Raw genomic sequence first — 24,740 nt, forward strand, 5'->3', positions numbered from 1 at the left:
TGAATAATATGTGTGATTGCGCAAAAAATGAGGCTTTCTCTAAGTATAAATACCCAGAAAAAGCCCCTCTTACCCCAAACGGCTTGATTTCCATTGACTTGCGTTAAGATGGATGGTTACAGCCCCTAAGCCACGGAAGCCTTCCCGTGCACCGGGAAGCCTAACGAAATCACGGCCCCTCCCTCTTGGCGATTCCCCGCCGTGATCAGGCCTCCGCAGCGCTCCACGATGGCCCGGGCAATCGCCAAACCGAGTCCCGTCTCCCCGTTCTTGCCCTTCACAAACCGATGGAACAGATAAGGCAGCAGCTCCTCGGAGATCCCTTCGCCGTCATCGGATACGGTGAGCACCACCCGACCTTTTTGGAGACCGGCTTGAATGTAAATATGCTTGCTTGCATGCCTCGCCCCGTTCGAAACGATGTTCAGCAGCGCCTGCAGCAGCTTATCCCGGTCGGCATACACCGTTAACGATTCGTTATCCCCGTACGAAAGATGCACGAACAGCCCTTTTTTCACCAGAACCGGATTGATCCTCTCGATCGTTTCCTCTACAAGCTCTTTCATATTGACTTCTGAGGCCTTGAAAATATCATCTTCGCTGTCCAGCTTGGCCAGCAGCGTCATCTCGGTCACGATATTTCTCATCCGGCCGCTCTCGCTCATAATGATATCGAGCCCTTTGCGAATATCCTCCCCTTCGAATATGCCGTCCCGAATTCCCTCCGCATATCCGGATATGGACATGAGCGGCGACTTCAGCTCGTGCGAAGCGTTCTGGAAAAATTGTTTCTGCACATGATTGTACCGCTCCAGCTCACCGGCCATTTCGTAGACGGACTCTGCCACGGCGCCGAGCTCCCCGCTTGCCGACACGCGCCGGACTTCGGAGAATTGGCGCTCCTTCACCTTCTTCAATTCTTCCCGCAGATGCATCAGCGGCTTAATCAGCCGCTTGGTGATGAATAGGCTTAAGATCACCATGACCACGGCCCCTGCGCCGAATACGAGCATCAAGCGCCCCAGCAGCGCTTGCTCAATCGCCTTGATTTTGCTCACTGGCGTAATCAGCGTCATCGTCCCTTGGGGAACTGCCGTAACCTCGGTTAGGAATTGCCCGTCCACCGATGAGGATTTAAACGAAGCTATGCTATCGGGTCTGGCTGCTGCTATGCCCATGTACTGGGCGGTAGGGGTTACAGGAGTCGAGCGGACTATATTCCCTTGGCTGTCCTGAATAATAACGCCTACCTCGGCAACCTGCGCAGAGGCAAACCCGCTAACGGTCAAAGGCTCGCTCTCGATAGGGATGCTCTGTGCAGCCGCTGTTTCCAGCTTTGCCGTTAGCGCCGCCCCAATGGACTGCATGTCCTTTCTTTGCGTGCCGATAAAGTGGTCCAGCAGCACATAATGAATGACGACGGCCGTCACGGACAGCACGAGTATAAGCGACAAAGCGAACGCAAGATTGATCTGATGGACCAGCTTCATATCGATGATTCCTCCCCATCCGTTCTCATTCGGTATCCATGTCCCCATATGGCCTCGATCGGCAGCTGCTCCACTTTCTTGCGCAGCCGTTTAATGAGATGGTCAACCGCCCGGTCGCTCCCAAAATAATCGTCCCCCCATACGGAGGTCAGCAGTTCGTCCCTGGTAAACGCACGGTTCGGATGCTCGGCAAACACTCTCAGCATCTCGAATTCTTTGTTGGTCATATCCACTTCTTCCCCGTTCCAGAACACGCGCCTCTCCTCCAGCAGTAACTGAAGCCGCCCATTGCTAAGCTCCGGGGAAGCGGCCGCAAGCCGCGGGACATTCTCCGCTCGGTTGAATTTGTACCAACGGCTCAGCTGCCGTTTGATTCGGGCGACCAGCTCGCGAGGGCTGAACGGCTTGACCATATAGTCGTCGCTTCCCAGCTCAAGCCCCAATATTTTATCCACCTCGCTGTCCTTGGCCGAGATCATGATGATCGGGACCTCGGCTTCCGCGCGGATCCGCCGACACAATTCGAAACCGTCCATGCCGGGCAGCATAATATCGAGCACCCACATATCCGGCGGATTCGTTCTCCACATGTCCCAGCCTTCCTCCGCCGTGCCAAGGCCCACCGTCCGGTAACCCTCCTTGCGCAAATAAGCCTCCACCAAATTTCGTATATGCAAATCGTCATCCACAACGGCGATGAGATAGGTTTGGTTCATATCATTACCTCCGAGCTTCATCTCCTCTTTAGTATACCAATCGGCACAAAGCGAATGGGGAATGCCATTGTTTTTCCACAAATACACCAATGTTCTGCCAATGCTGATTCGTACACTGGGTACTGTAAGACAAAACAACCCCGATAAGGAGTGTTAATACGATGAAGCACAAACTATTTGGCAAGCTCGCCCTATCCGCTGCCCTTCTTGGAACAGCAGCTCTTCCCGTCCATGCCTCGGGTGCCGAAACCCCAGCCGATGCACCGAACCCAACAGGTAAAAGCGCGCCCGTTGCCACCACGGCAACCATTTCCGTTATGCCGAATCCGTTGGAATTGGCTGAAAAACACGCGCCGGAAACGGTTCAGGACTGGAAGGATACGCTGGCGAAATACGGGAAGCTTGCCGGAACCGAGGGAACCTTCTTTTTCTCGGAGGCCGCGGCTGTCACTGCAGATAACGGCAAGGTAAAGCCGGTCGCGGCAGAAGGCGAATTCGGAATATCCATTGCCGTGAAGGCTGTTCCGGCTGAAGCTGTCAAGGGATTCGTGGACAGTGGCGATATCAAGGATATACAGATTACCAAGATCAAGGAGCTTGTCCCTCTCGAAAGTACCGCCATCAAAGCAGCGGAAGCCGTGAAAACTGATGCCGGCAACGGGAAACACGACGTGATCCGTTTCGAGACAGCCAGCGTGAAGGCAGTGAAGCTCAGCGATGCAGAAAGTTTGGAAGTGAAGATCGACGATGAGGATCTGGCGTTTATCCATGCCAGAATTGACCTCTTCAAAGCGATGGATTCCAAGGACGCCGACGCCATTAAAAAAGCGCTGGCGAAACTGCTGGACCAATACAAGGCACAGATTGCCAAGCTGGAAGCTGAAGCGAAGTAACGTCGATGCGAGACCGTACATGACAGTGCGAGCCCAGCGTACTTAACCGAAAACAAGCCCTGCCGGTGCCGCGGCAGGGCTTGTTTTTAGCATAGGCTTACGTTTTTTTGGCCATTGCCTTCATCAGCTTCACCGCCGAGCGCACGCGGGGACGCTTCAAATGCTCCTCCACGTAGCGGTAATCCGTCAGGATCACCTTGGCATCCCGCAAACCGTAAGCAAAATCATCATCAAACAGCAGGCGGTACTCCCATACCCGCTTCTCCCAATTCGGAATATTCGCCAGCATCCATTCATCCTCCGCCCCCGGGTGAACGTACGTTTCGCTGACCCCTTCGGGGAGTCTGTACAGCTTATCGATCAGCGACTGTTTGAAGCTCTCGTAGGTCTCTCCCTCGACGACGGGAAACGGATGCGAGAGCAGATAATCCGGGATCGGCACGCCGAACGTATCGGCCAGGCTGGAGGCAAGCGCCACCGGCCGCTCGATATTCGGCAGCGTGCTGAGCAGCGGATCCTCCGGATGAATATAGCGAAACAAGCGCGCGGGGAGGCGCCAGCGGGAAGTCTTCCACAACATCTGCGGAATAAGGCTCCGCCCCGTTTCCATCCCGTAAAGGCTGCCCATGTGGTTATCCGCATGGCTGATGCGGATGCCGGCCTTCTTCGCCAGCCGGTATTGCGCCTCCAACTCTTTTAGCACGGCGCCCGTCTCCGCTCCCCGTTCAAACTCCTGAACCGTCCGGTATTGATGACCGCTAGCGTCATGCAACGAAGAATGACCGGTCAAGCTCTTCCACCGCAAAGCTTCGAATTCGCTCGTCAAGGTCAGATGCAGCCCCACATTGGGTTGGCGACGGCGTGCGGCCCAGGAGGCTGCCTCCTCAAAGCCGGGGGCCACGGTCATGATGGTCGCCGATGAAACTTTATTCTCCTCCAGCAGGTGCCGGATCGCCTCATTCATGGCCTTGCTCTGTCCGAAATCGTCACAGTTGATGATCAGTCTTCGCTCCATGGTCATGCCCGCCTCCTATGGATTTTGAGAATTCGATTTTGGTTGCATACGACAGCACGAAGGAAATGGCCAACAGGCATAAGGGAACGACACTGATTAAGTACCGAAAGGTCGATTCCGGATCGCTCCCCGGGTTGTCACCGCTCTCATATCCGAATATCATGCCTACGACAAAAAACGCCAGGGCGGAGATCAATCCGCTGGAACGGGTAATAAACCCGCTGACCGCCGTATAAATCCCTTCTCTGCGAAGCCCTGTCCGCTCCGCATCCTCATCGATGATGTTGCCGCTAACCATGGCCGGCGTAACCAGAAATCCCGCCAGACCGAACCCTACCCCGATCCCTGCCAGAATGCCGCTCATCAGATCATAGCCAAACCACAGAGGGATGACGGATAACCCATATATCCCTAGCGACAAACGCCATGCCTTCACGCCGTCCATCCTGCGGATCATCCAGTACCACACGAACACCAAGGGGATGACGGATACAAACACGGCCGCCAGCAGAATCGACACTTGATTGTCCGGGATGCGGAGCACGTATTTTGCGTAAAAAGGGATCGTGGAGCTTATCAGCCCATTCACCGTCTGGGCAAAAGAATTGGAGATGTTGAACACCCAGAACTTCTTGTTTCGCAGCGTTTCACGAAACGCGTGGACAAGCTTGAGCGGCTCGCTTGCGCTGTACGCCTCTTCCTCGCGGACGCTCATCATGCACAGGAACATGAACACGCCGAACAGCAGCGCGTACAGAATCGCCATGTTCGAAAATCCCATGGCGTCATAGATGATCGGAGTCAGCGCAGTACCGATCAACAATGCCACCACTTGATAGCCCTGCTGGATGGCCGAGGCCTTCGCCCGGATGCGGTCTCCGCGGAACAGTTCGGGGAACAGCGCCCCATAATTGACCCATAATACGGTTGCCACGGCTTCATACAGGATAAGGGCAACCAAAAACCACATAAACAGTCCGTTCTCAGACAATCCTTCCGGCGGCGAGAACACGAGCACGAAGGTCAGCATGAAGAGCGGAATCGCCCCGAATACCCACGGCCTGCGCCGTCCCAGCCTGGTTCTGGTGCGATCGGACCAATACCCCATGAGCGGATTGTTTACCGCATCCCAGATCAGAAATACGGTTCGTGCCAGAGATGCCAGCCCTATGCCAAGACCCAAGGTATCGACGTAGAAAAAGATGTAAAAGGAGCTGAACGCCTGACTCGGAACCATCATGGCAAACATGCCCAGCGAAAATGAATACGGCGAATTCACCCAACTGCGCTTCATCCGTTTCCCTCCATCCGTCATGGACGATTTTGTTGTACAGTATTCGGCATGCGAAGGGAATATACCTGCGCAAACGAAGGCTTAGGTAATCTCGTCTATAGATTGGAGAAAAAGCCATGATCCAGACTTGGAAATGGACGTATATACATATTTTAGGCTCCGTGGTCGGAGCAGATATCGCGGATCCCAAAATCGAACATATCCGTACCGCCTTTGCGATCATTGCCATCGGCTTGTTGCAGAAGCTTGCCTCGATCCTGCTTGTGAAGAGCCGGCGCATCGGCAAGTGGATTACAATCGAACCGCTGATTGTCGTTAAAGACGGGCAGTTCATTTATCCGAATATGAAAAAAGCACGTTACTCCATCGATAACATTTTGCAAATGCTGCGCAAGGAACAGATCTTCGATATGGCGGAAGTCGATATGGCGGTGCTGGAGCCGAGCGGTGCCTTATCCATCCTGAAAAAGATCGAGATGACCGCCGTCACGCTGGAGGACCTGAAGTTAAAGCGGCAGAATGTCGGCCTGTCCTACGCCGTCGTCAAAGAAGGACGCATTCAAACGATTACCCTCCGAAAGTTAAACCTTACCGGAGAATGGCTGGAGACTCAGCTGGGTGAGCGGGGAATCCCCCTTGATCAAGTATTCTTCGCTTCACTCGATGAACAGAAGCGTTTAAATATCACCATTTACGATAAGGAAATTCCGCTCCCTCCCTTGTAACATTAAGGATCCCGAAAGAAGCCTGGCGCTGCCGCCAGGCTTTCTTCCCTTTTATGACTTATTGAAGAACGATTTTGGTGGCATTGCCGATTGGCGGCAGACTCTTGGTCAATACCGGGCCGTAGTAGCCGATAATTTCCGCATCGTCAGCCAAGTCGCTCGTTTTCAAGGCTTTGCCGTCTTTATTCACGACAACCGTCTCGGGCGTCAGATTTAGGACGACTTCATTGGGGGATTGTTCCGTCAACCCTTTGCCCTTGATCGTTACGCGCAGGTTGCCGCCATCCGCATTGATGTCGGTGATGGCGCCGGCCGTAGCCAGCTGCTCCGTTTCTTCCTTGTCGGACTTCACGCTGATTTCGTAAGCATACGTTTGAGGAGGCAGGCTCATCGTCATCGCCAGGCTGTGCACCGCTTCGATCTTCATGCCTTTTGCAAGATCCTTAAGCTCGATCTTCTTGCCTTCCGCATCGCGGATGACCGTGTTCTCATCCACGTTCAGCACGATTCCTTCGGTGCCCGTGCCGTTAATATGAACGGCTTTGCGTTCTTCGTTATGGATAACTCCCGTGATGGTTCCAACCACGGTTTCCTTCTTAACCTCTTCCTCGGACGTGATGTTTACCTTCGTTCCATCAACCGCGACGTTAACCTGGAGCACCTCGCTGAAGAAGCTCGCAGGAACATACAACGTGCCTTTTACGTTCACCGGAGCAGCGCCGAGGAACTTATACATTTTGTTAACCGCATACTGGTCTTTGCCCGTTTGAACGAGGGTCCAGATCGGCGATCCCGGTTGGGTTAGCTCCGCAGAGCGGTCCTGTTGATTCCACTCCAGTTCGAATCCGAGCGCCTCGGATACGCTGCGCAGCGGGATCATGACCTGCTTCGCGCCGGCATTCATAAATCCGGCTCCAGCCACTTCCTTGCCGTTGACCAGCACACCATAATCAATGACCGCCGAGATCACCACCGGCTTCTGTTCCTGAATGTCCCCGGTTTGGGGTGCCGCATAAGCCGCTGCGCCACCGGAAACTGCCATGGCGGCAACCATCAGCGTGGCTGCTTGCTTCTTCCATTGTTTGTTCATGTTCATCATCCTTTCTAGGTGCCTTAGATTATCATGTACAACTATACTGACGGGCGTATCTGCCAAATGTTGCATTGAAATCCAAAGTACAAGGGCCGAACATTAACCAAAAAGCCGTTCCGGGCGGCTTTTCCAAGCTCCCGAAACGGCTTTTGCACTGTGCATGAATATATCATTTAGCGTTGTATAAATAGCGGGTCCACAAAGCTTCGGCAATACTCCTCCGCAATCTGTTCCGCGCTGTATCCCATATCGCGCATGTACAGAATAATATCGGCCCGCGGCAGGGATGCAAGCATCACGGAGGTGAACAGAGGATCCAGGGGCATCAGTTCTCCCCGCTCTGCCGCAAGCTCCAGCAGACGCTTGATCTGTGAGCGCAAATACGTGAAGGGCGGGTTCTCGCACATAATGTTCTTGGATTCCTCCAGACGGTCAGAGGTCAGCATCACCCTGAGCCACTCCAGATCCTCGTTGAAATGCAGAATCACCTTCGTCATTACCGTCCGAAGCTGGTGTGCTACCGTTTCGCCTTCGCTATTGCGAAGATAAACGTCCAGCCCTTCCATAAACCGGTCGATCTTGGCTTCCATCAGCGTGAAGCAAATCTTGCTCTTGCTGGGATACCGGCGGTATAGGGTGCCTTGACCGATCCCCGCCGTTTTGGCCACCTGATGCATGGAGACGTCCTCGACTCCGTATTTGTTAAATAAGGCCTGAGCCGTATCCAAAATCTTTTGACCCAACTCGTCATTCTCTTTCGGCAATGCACGCATCCCTTTCTAATTAAACAAACGGGAACCTTATGCGGCAGACTGTTTTTCTTCAACGGGTGAAGACGTACGTTTAACAAATAAGCCCAGCACGAAAGCGATGATTGCAAGAACAAGTCCGATTACGAAAGCATTATGAAGACCGGCAACCATGCTTTGCACCGGATTGAGATCCCCGGTTGTTTCAACGTAATTTTTAGCACCTGCAGTCATGATGCTGATAAAGAGCGCCATACCGACAGCTCCCGCCACCTGCTGCAGCGTATTCATGATCGCCGTTCCGTGCGGATACAGCAAGCGCGGCAGCTGGTTCAAAGCCGTGGTTTGGGCCGGCATCATAACCATTGAAATCCCTATCATCATCATAACATGAAGGAAGATGACATAACCACCCGTCCATGCAGCGTCGATGCGCGAAAACAGGAAGATGGCGATGCTCAGCAGCGCCAAGCCGGGAATAATCAGAACGCGCGGTCCGAATTTATCGAACAGTTTCCCTGTAATCGGCGCCATCAATCCGTTGATGATCCCGCCCGGCATCATGACCAGACCCGCCGATAGCGCAGTCAAACCCAGAGCGTTCTGCAGGAACAGCGGCAGCATGATCATGGTGGAGAACATGCTCATCATAAGTACCAGCATCAGCACGGTCACGAGGGAGAACATCGGAAATTTGAAGGTACGCAGATCCAGCATCGGTTCCTCCATCTTCAGCTGGCGCCATACGAAGAGCAGCAAGCTGATAGCCCCGGCCGTAATGCACCATATGACCTTCGGATCAGACCAGGTACCTTCGCCGGCACTGCTGAATCCATATACGATTCCCCCGAAACCGATGGTAGACAGAATAATCGAAATGTAATCGACTTTCGGCTTGGTCAGTTCCGATACGTTCTTCAGGAACACCGCGGCAAACACGATGGAGAACGCAGCAAGCGGAATGACCAGGTAGAACAACCAGCGCCAGTTCAGCGCATCCACGATCAAACCGGAAAGCGTCGGCCCGATCGCCGGTGCCGTCATGATGACCAGACCGATCATTCCCATTGCGGCTCCGCGATTCTGAGGCGGATAAATGCTAAGTATGGTGTTCATCAGAACCGGCAGCATAAGCCCCGTTCCGACGGCTTGCAGAATACGGCCTACCAGCAGCACCCCGAATACCGGCGAGAAGCCGCATATAATCGTACCTATCAGGAATAGCGACATAGCGCCAATAAACATCTGTCTTGTCGTGAACCAAAGCTGCAGCAGCGCCGTGACCGGCACCAGAATACCGACAACCAGCATGTAAGATGTGGAAAGCCACTGCACCGTCGACTCCCCAATGCCAAACTGCTCCATCAAGCTTGGGAAAGCGATGTTCAGCAATGTCTCATTCAAGATGGACACGAACGCTCCGATAATCAGTGCGGCAACGATCGGCCCTCTTTTTATTTTACTTAAATCAATCTTGGCCGAACTTGGCCCCACTCCCATATCCAAGACCTTATCCTCCCTGTCTTTTGTCTATACGGACAATTGTCCGGTAACGCGTTTTTTATTCTAACGGACAATTGTCCGCAGGTCAACTGAAAATTTTCATTAAATTTTCAAATTCGTCCGCCCAGATGAAGCCCGCGGCGTTTTCCGCTGCCATAAGCAGCTGAAGCAAGCAGGATTCGGCCATTCATAATAAAAGGATCCGCCCCAATCGAGACTAGGGCAGATCCTTTTCTATGCACATTTCGACTTTAGGTTCGCTTTGCCCCGAAAGACCCTTGGCATTTCCTAAATGCAAGTGTCCTAATAGGTCACTCCGCTGCGCGCAAGTCAGTCCCTGAAAACGCTAAGCATTCAGTGCAATCTTTTCTTTGTACACTTTGGCCCAGCCTTCCAAGTTGTTCGTTACGATCAAGAGTTCAGGATACTGGGCAAGGGATGCCAATACCGCCTCGTCATCCGGCGTCCAGACGATGAGCTGAATCCCCCGCTTGCGCGCTTCCTCCATAAACGAAGGGGTCACGTATACATATTTGACGGACACATAGCGAGCGCCGATCTGTTCCAGATAAGGAAAGACCGATGGCGTCGCCCCGTAAATCACAAGCCCCAGCTCGATGTCAGGATCAAGGGAACGGGCCCGTTCAATCGAATAATGATCGAAGGAGGTCAGGAATACCTGCTTCTCCATGCCCGTATCCTTGATCACGTCAATAACCTTCTGTTCCAAACCGGGGTAAGCGTCCCCCATCTGCTTCAGCTCGATGTCAACGATCATCCGATCCTTGGCAAAAAGCAGCGCTTCCTCCAGCGTGGGGATGACTTCCCCCCGGCCTGCATCCAGCTTGCGTATTTCCTCCAGCGTGAAGGCATTGATCGCTCCGGTTCCGTCGGTCGTCCGGTTAACCGTGGGATCGTGAATCACGACAGGCACGCCGTCCTTCGTCAGCTGGACATCCAGCTCCAGGTGCGAGAAGCTAAGCTCCAGCGCTTTCCGAAAGCCCAGCATCGTGTTCTCCGGATATTTGAGCGGATACCCTCGATGGGCCAATCCACGTACTTCCATGTGCCATTCCCTCCATATATAAGTCGATTGACGGCCTCGATCACACTGCCACCGCAAGAGGACGGACTAACGCAATCGAAATGCCGTTTGCAGCTCTATAGGTTTGTTCGCCGCGGGCTTCCCGATCCCTGCTGCGCACAGCAAGAATTAGCTTGATGTCCTTCGCTCGAACAAAGAGACGGTATGGCGGTGTATCCTTGCCCACCGTCTCCACACCGTCCTGAATTCCGCATCATATGGTGTATGCGGTTATTTAAACGTCGAGTTCGCCATCGCGGCCACGATATGCTTCTGCATCACCGTAAAGACCAGCACGATCGGGATGATCGCCATGACGCTGGACGCCATAATGACGTTGAAGAACATCGCTTCATTCCCGGCGATGGAATCCCGCAGCATCGCAATACCGACCGTAAGCACGCGCATGTCGTTGTTGTTGGTCATGATCAGCGGCCAGAAATACGAGTTCCAGGACGAGATGAAGATCAACACGCCCATGGTGACGATCGTCGGCATCGCCATCGGGAACAATAGCTTGTACAGAATGGAGAATCGGCCGGCTCCATCCACGCGCGCCGCTTCCAGCACGTCGTTGTTAATCGATTTGAACGCCTGCCGGAGCAGGAATATCGCATAGGCGGACGCCCCGTGAGGCACGATGAGCGCCCAGAAGGTATTCAACCAATCGAGCTTGGACATCATGACGTACACGGGAACGAAAATTACCTGTTCCGGCACGATCAACGCGGCAAGCACCAACAGAAACAGCGCGTCCCGTCCCCAGAACTTCCCCTTCGCGAATGCATAAGCGGCCATGAGCGCCACGTTCAACTGCAAAATAATGGTTCCGACCGCCATGAGCAAGGTATTGCCGAAGAACCGCGCGTAAGGGATAACCCGGAAGGCTTCGGCAAAGTTCTGCCAGGCAAAGGTTTCAGGCCAGAATGTAGGAACGGCCATCCGCATCTCAGACTGCGTCTTGAGCGCGCTGATCAGCAGCCAGTACACCGGAAAGAACATGACGAGGGTCACGATCACGGCCCCGATTACGCGGAGCGTCATTATGGTCTTTCGGTTCTTGGCGGATCCAGCCATATAATTATCCTTCATAGTGCACCTTCTTCCTGCTGACCACCCATTGTACCAATGTTAACAGCAATATGATGACGAACAGAATCATGACAAGCGCCGAGGCTCTTCCCGTTTTGAATTCATCAAAGGCCATCGTATAGATCCAGTACACGATCGCATTCGTTGCCTTGAGCGGACCGCCGCCCGTCATGACGTCGATCGACTGGAATACCTGCATGGAGGAGATAAAGCTGGTGATGACCAGAAACAGGGTCATCGGCGACAAGAGCGGCAGCGTAATGTTGCGGAACTGCCGGAACTTGCTGGCCCCATCAATGGAGGCCGCCTCGTAATACTCGGCCGGAATTCCGCGCATGCCTGCAATAAAGAGGATCATCGCAAACCCGACGCCCTTCCAGACCGAAACGGCAACCAGCGCCGGCAATGCCGTCGAAGGGTTGGTCAGCCATTCGACCGGCTCCATGCCGAACCAGGAAACAATGGAATTCAGTAACCCGTATTGTCCATTGTAAATCCATGTAAATACCATGGCCGCGACTACCATCGAGATGTAATAGGGCATAAAAACGACGCCGCGCAAGAAACCGAACAACCTTGACGATGACACGTTGAGCAGCAAGGCCAGCAGCAGCCCGATGACAAGCGTGAATACAACGTCCATGACGGTATACAAGAACGTGACCTTCAAGGAGTGATAGAAATCCGAGTTCGACAGCAAGCGCGTATAGTTATCGACGCCCACGAATTTCTTCACGGGACGGGTCATGTTCCAATTCGTGAAGCTGATGTAGATGGAATAACCCAGCGGATAATACAGGAACACGCCCATAAACAGCAAGGCCGGAACTGCGAACGAGAAGTCCTTCCACTTCTCGATCAACGTATGAGGCATCCGTTTAGAGACCGAAGCGGTCGCCCGATCGGACGCCGCCTTGGTCATTGCTTTATTGGTCTCCATAGGCATCACTCATAGTCAGCCAGAATATCGTTGATCTTCTTGGCTGCATCCTGCATAAGTGGTATAGGATCTTTTTTGTTCAATACCATTTCCCCGATGACTTCTTTGTAGACTTCGCTGAATTCAGGATAAGCCGGATGCTGCAGACGCGGCGTTACTTCGTCGAAGTGCTCGTATACCGCTCTATACTGCGGCCATCTTTCGAAATATTGATCGCCTTCTTCAGACTCGATTGCGGATTTTCTTGTCGGCAGGTATCCTACGGATTCAGCCCACTTAATGTTATGCTCCGCCGAAGTCATGAACTCGATGAATTTCCAAGCCGCTTCTTTCTCCAGATCCTCGGCGCCGTCCATCATGACGATCCCCGCGCCGCCAATATTGGAGGTCCGCACTTTATCTCCAGGGATAAAGGATACGCCAACCTCAAAGTCCGCATTCTCGCGGTACATCTTGAGCAAAGCCGATGAATGCTGAACCATGGCGATTTCGCCGTTCAGGAACATCTGGCGCATATTGTCGGAAGCTCCTTTACCGAAGCCCATATGCATGCTGCCTTCATTTTGCCATTTGTAGAAATTCTGGAGGTACCGGAGAGAATCCTCGGTCTCGACAGCGGAAGCACTCAGGTCCTCCGTCAGGATTTGTCCGCCGCCGTTAATGTTCCACGGATCGTAGTACCACGTATCCCAGCCTGGAACGGAGAAGGCATAACGGGTCGTTTTGTCGCCTTCTTTTTTCGTTACCTTCGCATTAAAGTCATCGATCTCATCCCACTTCTGCGGCGGCTCTACACCCAGCTCGTCCAGCATCGTTTTGTTGTATACAAACACGCTGGTACTGACGATCAGAGGGAATCCATATTGCTTGCCATTGAATGCATATGCATTCAGCATCCCTTTGGCGAAATCGTCCATCTTCACTTCATCGCGCTTAATCCATGGACCCAAATCAGAGAACACTCCGCTGTCCGCAAAGTTTGGCAAGGACGCAACCTCGACATTCGTAACAGCCGGCACGTCATTCGCAGCCACTGCAGCCGATAATTTTTTGTGAAGATCAGGATAACCGCCTTGGAACACCGGCTCAACCGTGATATGAGGGTATTTCTTCTGGAATTCGGCAATCATGTAGTTCAAGCCTTCAAGCTGGGCATCCGCGTGGGCATGCCAGTATTGGATTTTAACGGGTGTCGTGTCGTTCTTCATATCCATCGAAGCGGCTTCCACGTCATCCAGCGAAACCTCTCCTCCGGCGCTTTCACTTCCACCGCCGCCTCCGCAAGCCGTGGTAATCACCATAAATATGGTCAATAACATTAACAACCATGATTTCTTTTTCATAGATGATCTGTTGTCCCCTTTCGAATCTATTCATCATTCATCATCCAAAATTACCGTCGATCCACTTCATCGAATGCCGGTTGGAACGGCATGCGGATCCCATAGGAACGGGTGAATCCCCATCCAAACAGCCCGCCTATCCCTTAAAAAGCGCACAAAAATAGAGACGTCAAAAGAGCGCAACCTAAGAGCCACCACCTCCTATAAAAGCTAAAGTAGCTGCTACTCGGGTTATCTCATCGTCTCCACCCCTAGCAAATATGTAATTGTGGTTAATCCGTCATTTCTACGGAGACCGTTACGTCCAAAAACGCGTGTCTCCCGTTGATACGAGGTCTGCGCCATTTGCCAGCGCCTCGTCGATTTCTTCTTCGCTTCGTAAAAAACCTCCCACTATGAGCGGACAGTGAATCTCCTTCTTCAGATCGCGGATGACGCGAGGCATAAGTCCCGGCATCAATTCCACTTCATCCGGACGTGCTTGTCCGATCATCTTCACTGCGGTTCCCAAAGCTGTCGTATCGATCGCAAACACGCGCTGTATCGAGCTGATGCCTGCTTGGCGCGAAGCCAATACCGTATTCGTCTTCGTCGTAATGATCCCGTCGATCTTGTACGAATCCGCCAAATACTGCACTGCCGAATTATCCCGGCCGATGCCGCTTACCATTTCCAGATGGACAAACACTTTTTTGCCTGAGGAGTGCAGTCGGTTTACGATATCCCTTAGTTTCATGATGTCGCCTGTCATCAGGTTCACCCGTTCCACCGCGCTGTTCACAGCCGCATCGATCTGTTCCAGCTTGGTAATCGAAGCAATAACGGGAAGACGGCGACTCCCTTGATCTGTCATAAGTGCGTGTCCTCCTTATTATGAACACCTCTTATGATAGAGCTATAAGATCATGCGAGTATTAACGATATGTAAAATCTGTGTTAACGGCCCGCTTCTAGGCTCCTGCATAATGAATACGCTTTCTATTCGGTTAACAACAGATTCTGCTATATCCCTGGTTTGGTGGATTCCCTCCTAGATTCAGGATCATGCCGTCCTGCGAAGTCTTGGATAGCGCTTTCATAATAACTTGTCGAGCTATTTAGTTTCTATCATAGAGGAATTATTTAGCTTGAGTCTATAGCGAAATTTGTTTTATTTTGTCGAATTTAAAAGAATGTCAGCTCAATGTAATATATATCATGGCAGGAAGCTCGTTTTTATGATCGTACTGCGATTACCATCTGCAGGATTCGGGAGGAAGGAATGCCATGACCTCGAAGCTTCAATCGCCCGTTTCTATGACTCAAATGCACGGCTGCTCATAGGAAACGGAACGCGCTGCAGGCCGCCATGGATAAGCCGGCGGCCTGCGCACGTCGTGTGGCTAAACCTCTTTTCCTATATTCTTGCCACCTTCAAAAGATAACGACGCTTGTCCCACCCGCCGCGTGTAATGATGGCTTACGCACGAGGCACCGAGGCGGCTTCCAGATCACGGGCTGTGCGGAGGTTTGGACGCAGGGATCAGCGGGACTCATTTGCTCAGCAAGTGCACGATCATCTTGAGGGTTTCTGCCCTTGATGCCATACTGTCCGGACGGAAGGTGTCATCGCTGTAGCCGTTCACAAAGTCCAATTGGACCGCCTTCAGGATAGACTCTCTGGACCAGTCCGGTATCTCGCTCGCATCCTTAAAGGAGAGCCCATCATCGTATCCAGGCAGCGGGCCATGCACATACTCGTAAGCACGGGTCATCATCGCAGCCAGCTCGGCACGGCTGACCGGACTGTACGGATCAAAGACACTTTCGCTCCGTCCACTGACGATGCCTGAAGCATAAGCCGCCGCCACATCCGCGGCATACCACCGGTCGGCGGGAATGTCATGGAATGGAGGGGAGGCCAGGCCGGGCTTCAGCTGCAAGGAACGGGCAAGCATGGAGGCCGCCTCTGCACGGCTGATCGGACGCTCGGGCGCGAAGGTCGTCTCCGAGCTTCCATTCACCAAGGAAGCCGCAACCGCACCTTCAATAAAAGGCGCCGCCCAGTAATCCTCCGGTACATCCGTGAACGTCATCTCGGATTCCAGCGTTTCATAAACAGCTTTCGCTATTTCCTGTACTACCGGATTTCCGATAGCCTGGGCTTCGTCAAAACGGCTGGTCGTCGTGACTTCGGTCAGTACCGAAATGGCGATTTCCCGGCCTGGCACGAGAAAATATCCGGCATCATGGGTCACGTTCGCATTCTCCCCGGTTTTATGGGCAATCGGTGCATCGGGGAGGGCTGCTCCGAACTTGGTGTCCACCTCCTGGGCTTTCATCCAGTCGATGATCTGATCACGGGAGTTATCGGACAAGAATGAACCTGAATGAATGTAGGCAAGCAGATGGACCAAATCCTCCGCGTCGATATAGTTGTCCTGCTCCGGCGTAGGCGCAGCCGCGAACATTTTCCGTCCCAAATGCATGACATCCAGACCGAGTTCATCCATCAGATTCTGGACCTCATCCAATCCGACCACGTCAATCAGCACGTTCGTCGCCGTATTATCCGATTGGGTGATCATCAGCCTGGCCAAACGTTCGATGGTGACATCCTGCGGAAAAGTTTCCTTTTGCAAGGAGCCGGTTCCGCCTACGACATCTTCCTTCTCAACCTTAACCGTCTCTTCCAGGGTCAGTTTGCCTGCGTCCACTTCCTTCATCAAGCCCGATACAAGCGCCATCTTGATGGTGCTGGCAGGCATATAGGATTGGCGGGATCCCAGAAGCAGCTCCCGGTCGCCGGGTTTGCCGCTTAGATCCTTCAAGCCTACGGAAACCCTGATCCCCTTGTCCTCAGCTTCTCGAATAATGGGATTTACGGCTAACAACAGGGCCGGCCACGTATCCGCCGATACGGCTTCAGCCGGGGCCGGGGTGTCCATCAAGAAGTTATACACTGCCTTGGCCGCACGCTGTACGACCGGGTTGCCCAGTTCCTGGGCTTTGCCCGCATCCTCAGGCTTAGTGACCTTCGTTAATACGGTGACGGCAGCTTCGCGTCCGGGGACGAGGAAATATCCGATGTCATGGCTGACATCGCCCAGTTCCCCGGTTTTGTGAGCAATCGGTTTACCCGGCAGCGCCGCGCCGAATTTGGTCTTCACTTCCTGCGCCTTCATCCAGGCCAGGATCTGATCCCGCGATTTGGCGGTTAAGATCTCGCCGGCATAGATTCTCTCAAGGAGCGTCAGGAGCTCCTCCCCATCCACATAATTATCAGCAGCAGGGGATTTTGCGGGCGTCATCATTTTCCGACCTAACTGCATGGTTTCAAATCCCTGTTCCTCAATGAAAGCGTTAATGCGCTCGAACCCGAGGAGATCAATCAGGGCATTGGTTGCCGTATTGTCGGATTGCGTAATCATCAGTCGCGCTAAAGACTCGATTGTGATATCCAGAGGGAATTTTCCGTCCTTGAGCGAACCGGCTCCGCCTACAACCTGTTCCGGTTGAACCTGAATAGTCTGCTCCAGCGCATACTTCCCTGCTTCGATGTCCTGCATCAGCGCTGTTACGATGGCGATCTTGATCGTGCTGGCAGCATAGTATACATCCGATGATCCCACCTGGATCTTCCCGCCGCCGTATGTACCGCTAAGATCTTGAATGCCGACAGACAGCTCGATGCCATCTTCTGCTGCGGCTTTTACAATAGGCCGAAGAACGGATTCCAACCGGTCCAGGCTGCCGTTTTGCGTTCCGGCTGCCCAAGCCTTGGGGACTTGCCCCAAGGAGATAAACCAAGTCGTCGTGAATAAGATAAATGCAAGCGTGCTCTTGAAAAGGACTCCGGTTAATCTGGACATGCTAATCACTCCTCATAATTTTGTGTAATATATAATTACATAATAACTCTTTAATCGACTATAATTATAGTCCAATGTAGGGTATATTTACATAAATTAAATGTATTCAACAAAAATATTATGATTATAGCCGTATTATGTCAGTTATAGTAACATAAATGTCTAGTTTCATTATAGAAATATAAAAACCCGAATTCCGGAAGCGGAATTCGGGTCGATGAATATAGAGAGCACTAGCTATTCGAACAAAGGAACCTTCGGGTCCTTCCCGTTACAGTGAACCAGCATCGCGTGCAGCTGCCCCCTGTGGTGATACAGGTGCGCCACGATTTCGAGCAGCCATTCGTACCTCGAATAGGTGACGCCCCAATAAGAGGTCATCTCCTGATGAAGCTCCTCTTCCGTCATTTCTCGGAACGCCTGCTCCAGATATGAATAGTTGCTCAATAACTCCGCCTGTATGTCCTTCAGGTTATTTAACGACACGCCTGCGTAATAGGCGCTCATCTCCTCTTGGGTGGCTCCTCCGGATATATGAAAATCGGCCCGGCAGATGACGGCGATATGCTTGAGCAGCTCTCCGACCGAATGTTTGCCTTCCGTCGGCTTGACGAGCAAATCCCGTTCATCCAGCTTATCGATGATCGCGACAACCGAGACGACAGCCACCTCGATCTGATGTAGGGCATATGTACAATAGGAATTCATAGGTTCTCTCCAATCCGGTATGTATACAGTAATCTGTTCAATATTACCTCATTATTATAGAACATACGTTCCTAGTATTTCAACAAGAAAACAACCTGACCCTTAAGCACTAAGAGACAGGTTGTTCAAAAGCAAATCTTGTATAAGATCAGCTAACCAGGTCAAATCCGGTTGTATTCTCAAGCACTTCCACATGAAACGCGCTGCTGTCAGCCTTACGCACAACGCTTACCGACAGGTGCCCGCTTCCGATCGCAATCCGTTCGGCCTTCAGTTCGTTCATCCCTTCCGGAAGGAACGGGGACAACGCGATTTCCTTCTTAGCCGCGTTCGGATACAATCCGAGCATCGCCTGCAGGAAGACGATCGAGGTTCCCGCCGCCCAAGCCTGCGGCGAACAGGTTGTCGGGTAAGGAACGGGATGGCCCAGCTTCGCATCATGACCGCAGAACAGCTCAGGCAAACGCTGGTATTCAAAATGCACGGATGCCTGGAGCAGACCGGAAATCACCTTGCCTGCCTCAGCTTTGAATCCTTGCTTGCCGAGACCCAGCAGGATCATGGCATTGTCATGCGGCCATACACTCCCATTGTGATAGCTCACCGGATAGTAGCCGGTGGAGCCAGTACTCATCGTGCGGATGCCGTATCCATTGAACATGTCGCTTCTAAGCATCCGCTCGGCTTGCGCCTTCGAGCGGCTCTCTTCCGGCAATCCGCTCATGAGCAGATGCCCGGGATTCGAGGTTACGCTGCGTACCTGGCGTTGATCCTTATCCAGCGCAATGGCGTAACACTGCTCATCCTCCATCCAGAAGGCCGCTTCAAAACGGACGCGAAGCTCCTCGGCTTCCGTTTCCAGCTTGCGGGCCAGTTCAGGCTCGCCCAGCTCCGCGAAGACGGGTACCAGCGATTGCTTCGCTTGATACACGTAACCCTGAACCTCCGACAGCGCGATCGGCGATTCCGCATACTCGCCGTTCTCATGGATGATCGAGTTGGCGGAATCCTTCCAGCCCTGGTTCGGGAAGCCTTTCTCGGCTTCCTGCTTGTAGGCCATGAAGCCGGAGCCCGCTTCGAGCGCGGCATCGATATAATCCAGTGCCCGCAGCACGTTCGGCTTGAGCTCCTCCGCTAAGGAGAGATCGCCCGTCCAGCGGTAATACTCGCCGATCAGCGCCAGGAACAGCGGCGTGGAATCGATGGTGCCGTAGTACGGCGAGAACGGGGACTGGTTCGTCGTGACCAGCTCTCCATAGCGGATCTCATGCATGATTTTGCCCGGCTGCTCATCCCGCCAAGGGTCCGTCTTCTCGCCTTGATAAGCCGCCAGCGTTCTCAAGGTTCCTTTGGCAAGCTGCGGGTTCGCCGGAAGCATGAACAGCGCCGTGATCAAGCTGTCTCTGCCGAACGGAACTGCGAACCATGGCAATCCGGCTACCGTTGTATCGCCGAAGCCTACATCCGTCGTCAGCATGCGCAGATCCTGCAATCCTCTCTGGTACAAGCCGCTGAACAGCGCGGAATCCGACTGGAGCTGCGAACTGTTTCCGTACCAAGCTTCGTACGAGGCTTCGAGTTTCTTCAGCCCCTCTTCATAAGTCAGCGTCTCTGCTGCGGGTTGCTGCTCCGTCATCGGCGTGACAAAGAACGTAATCACCTTCTGCTCTTTGGCTTTCAGGGACAAGGAGAACGAAACCGTGCCGGTATCATCCGCATTGCCGCCGTCCGCATCCCAGGCAATGCGCGTCTGCCTTCTCAGCTTGTCGGCGCCGACGTAGGCCAGCGTCAACTCTTGATCGCCTGTCCGAATCCCTTCCATTTTGCCGACTTCGCCCGTACGGTATTTACGGACCAGGAACATATCCTGAAAATCCGCATCGAAGGAAACCCCGAACTCGATATTCGAATCGGTCACAAAGTAATTGGTCAGCGTACAGCGCTCATACAGGACGCCATCATAGATGAAGCGTTCCCGAAGCACTTCAATCGCCCCTTCATCCTTGGCATCCTTCATCAGGCGGAAGGAGGCCACATAGCTTTTATCCCCCGTGGAGGACAGAAGCGAAGGCTTCTCGCCATCGATGAACAGCTCCATGCGGCTCAGAAAACGCGTATCCTTCGTATACAAACCATGGCCCTGATCGTCCCCCTGGACGATATCTCCGTTAAGCCCGGTCAGAAAAAACACGTCTCCTTCTTTAATTACGCGGTAGTCCATGCATAAATCCCCCTTTATTCAACAACCTCAAGCTCAGCCTGCAGTCCTTCCTCCGAATGCGGTCCGACCCAGACATGGAACTTTCCGGGCTCTACCGTAAATTCAAGCCTTTCATCCAGCAGTCCCAATTCTTCACGTCCCAGCGTAAAATGCACCTCACGGCTTTCACCAGGCTGCAGCCGCACCTTGGAAAATCCCTTCAGCTCTTTGACCGGCCGGGTCGAGCTTGCCACCAAGTCGCGGATGTAGAGCTGCGCGGTTTCCTCGCCGGCTCTGGATCCCGTATTCGTGATGCTCACGGATACACGGACGGATTCGTCCCGGCCGATCTGATGCCGATCCAGCTGCAGATCCGTATATTCGAACGTTGTATAGCTGAGGCCGTACCCGAACGGATACAGCGGAGAATCGTCGCAATCGATATAATCTTCGTACAGATGGGGCCGCCCGGTATTCTTCCGGTTGTAATACATCGGAATTTGGCCCGTCGCGCGCGGAACGGTAACCGGCAGGCGACCGCTCGGATTGTACTTGCCCGTCAGCACGTCTACAAGCGCTAGGCCTGTGGCGGTTCCCAAATGCCAAGCTTCCACCACGGCATCGGCGTGCTCATGCAGCCATGGAGTGGCAAGCGGCCGTCCGTTCATCAGCACGGCAATGACCGGCGTGCCGGTCTGCCGCTTCAGCTCCCGTATCAGACGTTCCTGGCAGGGTGGAAGCGTAATGGACGTCACATTGTAGTGCTCGCCGGTCATCGCTTCGGATTCGCCGACAACGACCACGGCGACATCGCACTGCTTGGCAAGCTGAACGGCACGCTCGACTCCGCCGTCCAGCTCCTCCAGTATGCCGCTGCCCTGCTCGTAGAACACCTCGGCCTTCGGTGCGATTTCCGATTGAAAAGCATCCCGCACCGTGACAACGTCCTCATCCCGGCCTTTCCAAGCCCAGCAGCCCATTGAATTATGGCGATCATCGGCCAGCGGCCCGATCAGGGCCAGCTTCTTGTGCTTGCCGATATCCAGCGGCAACATCCCGACGCGATTCTGCAGGAGCACGATCGATTTCCGGGCGCTGTCCCTGGCCTGGGCCAGGTGTGCCGCTGGAATGGCCCGCCCTTTCAGCAGATCTCCGGCTTCTTCGTCTTCATCGCTTACATACGGGTTCTCGAACAATCCGAGGCGGAATTTCACCCTCAAAATGCGAAGCACCGCATCATCCAACAGCTGAAGCAGCTCGGGGTTATCCTGGACCAGCGCCTCCAGATGATCGAGATAGACGCCGGAATGCATGTCCATGTCGACGCCGGCGTTCAGTCCCTTCCGCGCGGAATCCTTCCGGTCCTCCGCATAGCCATGGTAGATCAGCTCTTCGATCGACTCCCAGTCGCTGACCACCATGCCGTCAAAGCCCCACTCCCGCTTCAATATATCCCGCAGCAGATAGCGGCTTCCGGAAGCGGGAACCCCATTGAGTTCGCTGAAAGCACTCATCACCGACAGAGCGCCCGCCCGAATCCCGTGCTCGAACGGCGGCAGCACGGTTTCCCGCAGCGTCCGCTCCGACATGTCCGTCGTATCATAGTCCCGGCCGCCTTCAATCCAGCCATAACCGGCAAAATGCTTCACGCATGCCGCTACGGTCGGGTTGCCGTCCCCGTTCGGACTTTGAAATCCTCTTACCTTCGCGGCAGCAGCCAGGGAGGACAGATAGGCATCCTCCCCCGTACTCTCCGCGATGCGGCCCCACCGGGGGTCGCGCGTCACGTCCACCATCGGGGCAAAAGTCCAGCGGATGCCTTCCGCTGCCGCCTCTTCTGCCGCAATGCGGGCGTTCTTCTCCATCCCTTCGAGATCCCAGCTGGCGGCTTCGCCGAGCGGAATCGGAAAGATGGTGCGAAAACCGTGAATGACGTCATCCCCGATGAGAAGAGGAATCCCCAGCCGCGTTTCCTCCACGGCCAGCCGCTGGAGCTCGTTGATTTTTTTCGGACCATGCACATTCAACAGCGACCCGATCTTGCCTTCGGCAACCAGCTTCAGCTCCCGCTCCTCGCACCGGCCGTACTGCACCGTTTGACCGATCTTCTCGGCCAAGGTCATCTGCGCGAGAAGCTCCTTTGCACGCTGTTCCACGTTATCCATGTCTAATCCCTCCCGATGCTTCTATATCAGCCTTTAACGCCTGCGTTCGAAATCCCCTCGATATATTGGCGCTGGAACAGGAAGAAGAACAGGATGATCGGCAGCGTGGACAGCACGACCCCTGCCATGATCATCGGCGTATTCTCGAAGAACATATCCTTCACGCTGTTCAGGCCGACCACCAGCACATACATTTCCGGCGTATTCGCCAGCGTGCTCGGAACGAGGTAACTGTTCCAGGTCCCGGCAAATGCAAGGATCGACATCGTAATCAGCGATGAGCGGGCCAGGGGATACACGATCCGCCAGAAAGCGCCCATCTTCGTCAAGCCATCCATCCGCGCAGCCTCCAGGAACTCGTTCGGAACCGAGATGAAGAACTGGCGGAGCATGAAGATGTACAAGCCTTGATAGAGGAAGGGCACCGTCAATCCCCAGAACGTGTTCAGCCATCCGAGCTGCGCCACGTTCACGTATACCGGGATCAGGATCATATGGTACGGCACCATCATGGTGGCCACGACGATCCAGTATATCAGTCCTTTTCCCTTGAAATTCAGCTTGGCCAGCGCAAAGCCGGCCATCGGGTTAATGATCAGGTTCCCGATGACAACGACGCCGGTCATGATCACGGTGTTCATGAACCATCTCGGCACGTTGTATGCATCGTTCGTGAAGAAGATTTTGAAGTTCTCGAACGTCCAGTTGGCCGGCGACGTCAGGGTATTGACATGGCGCATCGGGATGACGGACGTATAGATGGTATAGAGAAAAGGAAGGGCGAATAAGAGCCCCAGGATGATCGTGCCGATGTACAGAAACGGCCGACCTTTATTCGTTCGGGTCAACATTACTCTCACTCCTTCTCATCCAGGAATTTTTTTTGCAGGTACGTAATCAGCATGATGATCATGAAGAACAGCACCACCGCCGCGCTTCCGTATCCAATGTTCATGTAACGGATCCCGTGCTGGTAGAAATACGTTACCACCGTGCTGGTAGCGCCGGCCGGCGAGCCGAGCGCGCCATAACGGGAGATCGCGGCAATTTGGTCGTAGATCTGGAAACCGGCGATCGTCGACACCGACACGATGAAGAACGTGATCGGCTTCAGGAACGGCACCGTAATGTAGCGGAATTTGTTCCACTTGGACGCCCCGTCGATCTCGCCCGCTTCATACAGATCCTTCGGAATTTCCTGCAGGCCCGACAAGTACACAATCATGGTGAAGCCGGCTTGCTGGAAGATAAACAGAATACATACGAATAAGAGCGCATAGCTGGTATCCGCAAACCAAGTCACGTTCCCGAAGCCCAAAGCTCCGAAAAATTTCGTCAGGAAGGTGCCCTGCTTGAAGAGCATCATGAACACGGTCGTGATCGCGATCTGCGAGGTAATATACGGAATGAAGAACACGGTCCGGAATATCCCCTTGCCCTTCAGCTTCTGGTTCACCAGGATCGCCAAGAGCAGACCGAGCAGGGTCTGAATCGGAATCGAGATGACCACGATTTCCAGGGAGTGAAGCAGCGCCCGGAAGAATTCTTTATCTTGCAGAATGGTGACATAGTTTTCGAGGCCGATGAATTTGGCCTGGTCCAGGGCAGCAAAGTTCGCATCCTGAAAACTTCTTACGAAAGACTGGATGAATGGATACAGAAACCACCATGCCCACAAAATCAAAAAGGGCAGCGTAAACAACCAGCCCAGCGTCTTATCGGAGTCTGCCAGCGAACGGAACCAGGATTGCCTGATCTTGTTCCCTTTCATATCAGCGTGCTTGCTGCTGTAATCGGACATAAGTTATCCCCCGCTTCCAAACTTAAATTGGTTGGTTCATGAGAAACCCCCACAAAGTGGTGTGAACAAAGGCTCCCG

General features: G+C 53.5%; 21 protein-coding genes. 2 read left to right on the top strand and 19 right to left on the bottom strand.

The window, feature by feature from the left end:
- Positions 1-125: 125 nt before the first annotated feature.
- Entirely contained in the window at positions 126-1,490 is a 1,365-nt protein-coding gene (locus RB297_RS19900; protein WP_277747682.1) for a sensor histidine kinase, read from the bottom strand.
- Positions 1,487-2,206, bottom strand: coding sequence for a response regulator transcription factor (locus RB297_RS19905; RefSeq protein ID WP_145040087.1), 720 nt, complete (start codon positions 2,204-2,206; stop codon positions 1,487-1,489). The genes RB297_RS19900 and RB297_RS19905 overlap by 4 nt, the downstream gene beginning before the upstream one ends.
- 161 nt (positions 2,207-2,367) lie before the next feature.
- Here RB297_RS19905 and RB297_RS19910 point away from each other — a divergent pair, with 161 nt between their 5' ends.
- Positions 2,368-3,099, top strand: a complete 732-nt coding sequence (locus RB297_RS19910; RefSeq protein WP_375121229.1) for a hypothetical protein — start codon at positions 2,368-2,370, stop codon at positions 3,097-3,099.
- A 97-nt stretch (positions 3,100-3,196) separates the two neighbouring features.
- Here the strand turns inward: RB297_RS19910 and RB297_RS19915 are convergent, their stop codons facing one another.
- Complete coding sequence (locus tag RB297_RS19915; RefSeq protein WP_036664719.1) at positions 3,197-4,120, bottom strand: polysaccharide deacetylase family protein; 924 nt, start codon at positions 4,118-4,120, stop codon at positions 3,197-3,199.
- Positions 4,086-5,408: an MFS transporter gene (locus tag RB297_RS19920; protein ID WP_096774734.1), complete on the bottom strand. Its 1,323-nt coding sequence runs from the start codon at positions 5,406-5,408 to the stop codon at positions 4,086-4,088. Before RB297_RS19920 ends, RB297_RS19915 begins: the two co-directional genes overlap by 35 nt.
- Positions 5,409-5,524: 116 nt before the next feature.
- Between RB297_RS19920 and RB297_RS19925 the strand changes: the two genes are divergently transcribed.
- Entirely contained in the window at positions 5,525-6,133 is a 609-nt protein-coding gene (locus tag RB297_RS19925) for a DUF421 domain-containing protein (protein WP_375121230.1), read from the top strand.
- A gap of 58 nt (positions 6,134-6,191) precedes the next feature.
- Here the strand turns inward: RB297_RS19925 and RB297_RS19930 are convergent, their stop codons facing one another.
- The 15 genes from RB297_RS19930 to RB297_RS20000 form a co-directional block, all read right to left on the bottom strand.
- Positions 6,192-7,223: a copper amine oxidase N-terminal domain-containing protein gene (locus RB297_RS19930; RefSeq protein WP_375121231.1), complete on the bottom strand. Its 1,032-nt coding sequence runs from the start codon at positions 7,221-7,223 to the stop codon at positions 6,192-6,194.
- 176 nt (positions 7,224-7,399) lie between these two features.
- Positions 7,400-7,999 (bottom strand): TetR/AcrR family transcriptional regulator, encoded by a 600-nt coding sequence (locus RB297_RS19935; protein ID WP_249732836.1) that lies wholly within the window; start codon positions 7,997-7,999, stop codon positions 7,400-7,402.
- 27 nt (positions 8,000-8,026) lie between these two features.
- Positions 8,027-9,475 carry an MDR family MFS transporter gene (locus RB297_RS19940; RefSeq protein ID WP_374705892.1) on the bottom strand — a complete coding sequence of 483 codons (1,449 nt, stop codon included), beginning with the start codon at positions 9,473-9,475 and terminating at the stop codon, positions 8,027-8,029.
- Positions 9,476-9,824: 349 nt separating this feature from the next.
- Positions 9,825-10,544: a glycerophosphodiester phosphodiesterase gene (locus tag RB297_RS19945; RefSeq protein ID WP_375121232.1), complete on the bottom strand. Its 720-nt coding sequence runs from the start codon at positions 10,542-10,544 to the stop codon at positions 9,825-9,827.
- Positions 10,545-10,584: 40 nt separating this feature from the next.
- Positions 10,585-10,749, bottom strand: a complete 165-nt coding sequence (locus tag RB297_RS19950) for a hypothetical protein (protein WP_375121233.1) — start codon at positions 10,747-10,749, stop codon at positions 10,585-10,587.
- 44 nt (positions 10,750-10,793) lie between these two features.
- The gene (locus tag RB297_RS19955; protein WP_009593684.1) at positions 10,794-11,654 is read right to left on the bottom strand and encodes a carbohydrate ABC transporter permease; all 861 of its coding nucleotides are present in this window, start codon (positions 11,652-11,654) and stop codon (positions 10,794-10,796) included.
- On the bottom strand, positions 11,644-12,600 hold the full coding sequence (locus RB297_RS19960; RefSeq protein WP_375121234.1) for a carbohydrate ABC transporter permease: 957 nt from the start codon (positions 12,598-12,600) through the stop codon (positions 11,644-11,646). Before RB297_RS19960 ends, RB297_RS19955 begins: the two co-directional genes overlap by 11 nt.
- Positions 12,600-13,937, bottom strand: a complete 1,338-nt coding sequence (locus RB297_RS19965; RefSeq protein WP_096774740.1) for an ABC transporter substrate-binding protein — start codon at positions 13,935-13,937, stop codon at positions 12,600-12,602. Before RB297_RS19965 ends, RB297_RS19960 begins: the two co-directional genes overlap by 1 nt.
- Positions 13,938-14,235: 298 nt before the next feature.
- A complete protein-coding gene (locus RB297_RS19970; RefSeq protein WP_012818698.1) occupies positions 14,236-14,790 on the bottom strand; it encodes a glycerol-3-phosphate responsive antiterminator in 555 nt (184 codons plus the stop codon).
- Between the two features lie 679 nt (positions 14,791-15,469).
- Complete coding sequence (locus RB297_RS19975; RefSeq protein WP_096774741.1) at positions 15,470-17,788, bottom strand: serine hydrolase; 2,319 nt, start codon at positions 17,786-17,788, stop codon at positions 15,470-15,472.
- A gap of 237 nt (positions 17,789-18,025) precedes the next feature.
- Positions 18,026-18,496, bottom strand: a complete 471-nt coding sequence (locus RB297_RS19980; protein WP_096774742.1) for a DinB family protein — start codon at positions 18,494-18,496, stop codon at positions 18,026-18,028.
- A 148-nt stretch (positions 18,497-18,644) separates the two neighbouring features.
- Positions 18,645-20,717, bottom strand: a complete 2,073-nt coding sequence (locus RB297_RS19985; protein WP_375121235.1) for an amylo-alpha-1,6-glucosidase — start codon at positions 20,715-20,717, stop codon at positions 18,645-18,647.
- Between the two features lie 14 nt (positions 20,718-20,731).
- Complete coding sequence (locus RB297_RS19990; RefSeq protein WP_375121236.1) at positions 20,732-22,861, bottom strand: glycoside hydrolase family 3 N-terminal domain-containing protein; 2,130 nt, start codon at positions 22,859-22,861, stop codon at positions 20,732-20,734.
- 26 nt (positions 22,862-22,887) lie between these two features.
- The gene (locus RB297_RS19995; protein WP_009593690.1) at positions 22,888-23,712 is read right to left on the bottom strand and encodes a carbohydrate ABC transporter permease; all 825 of its coding nucleotides are present in this window, start codon (positions 23,710-23,712) and stop codon (positions 22,888-22,890) included.
- A gap of 5 nt (positions 23,713-23,717) precedes the next feature.
- Positions 23,718-24,662 carry a carbohydrate ABC transporter permease gene (locus RB297_RS20000; RefSeq protein WP_036664730.1) on the bottom strand — a complete coding sequence of 315 codons (945 nt, stop codon included), beginning with the start codon at positions 24,660-24,662 and terminating at the stop codon, positions 23,718-23,720.
- Positions 24,663-24,740: the final 78 nt, after the last annotated feature.

It is taken from the genome of Paenibacillus sp. CR_12 (genome assembly GCF_041953985.1).
GTDB lineage: Bacteria > Bacillota > Bacilli > Paenibacillales > Paenibacillaceae > Paenibacillus_AQ > Paenibacillus_AQ lautus_A.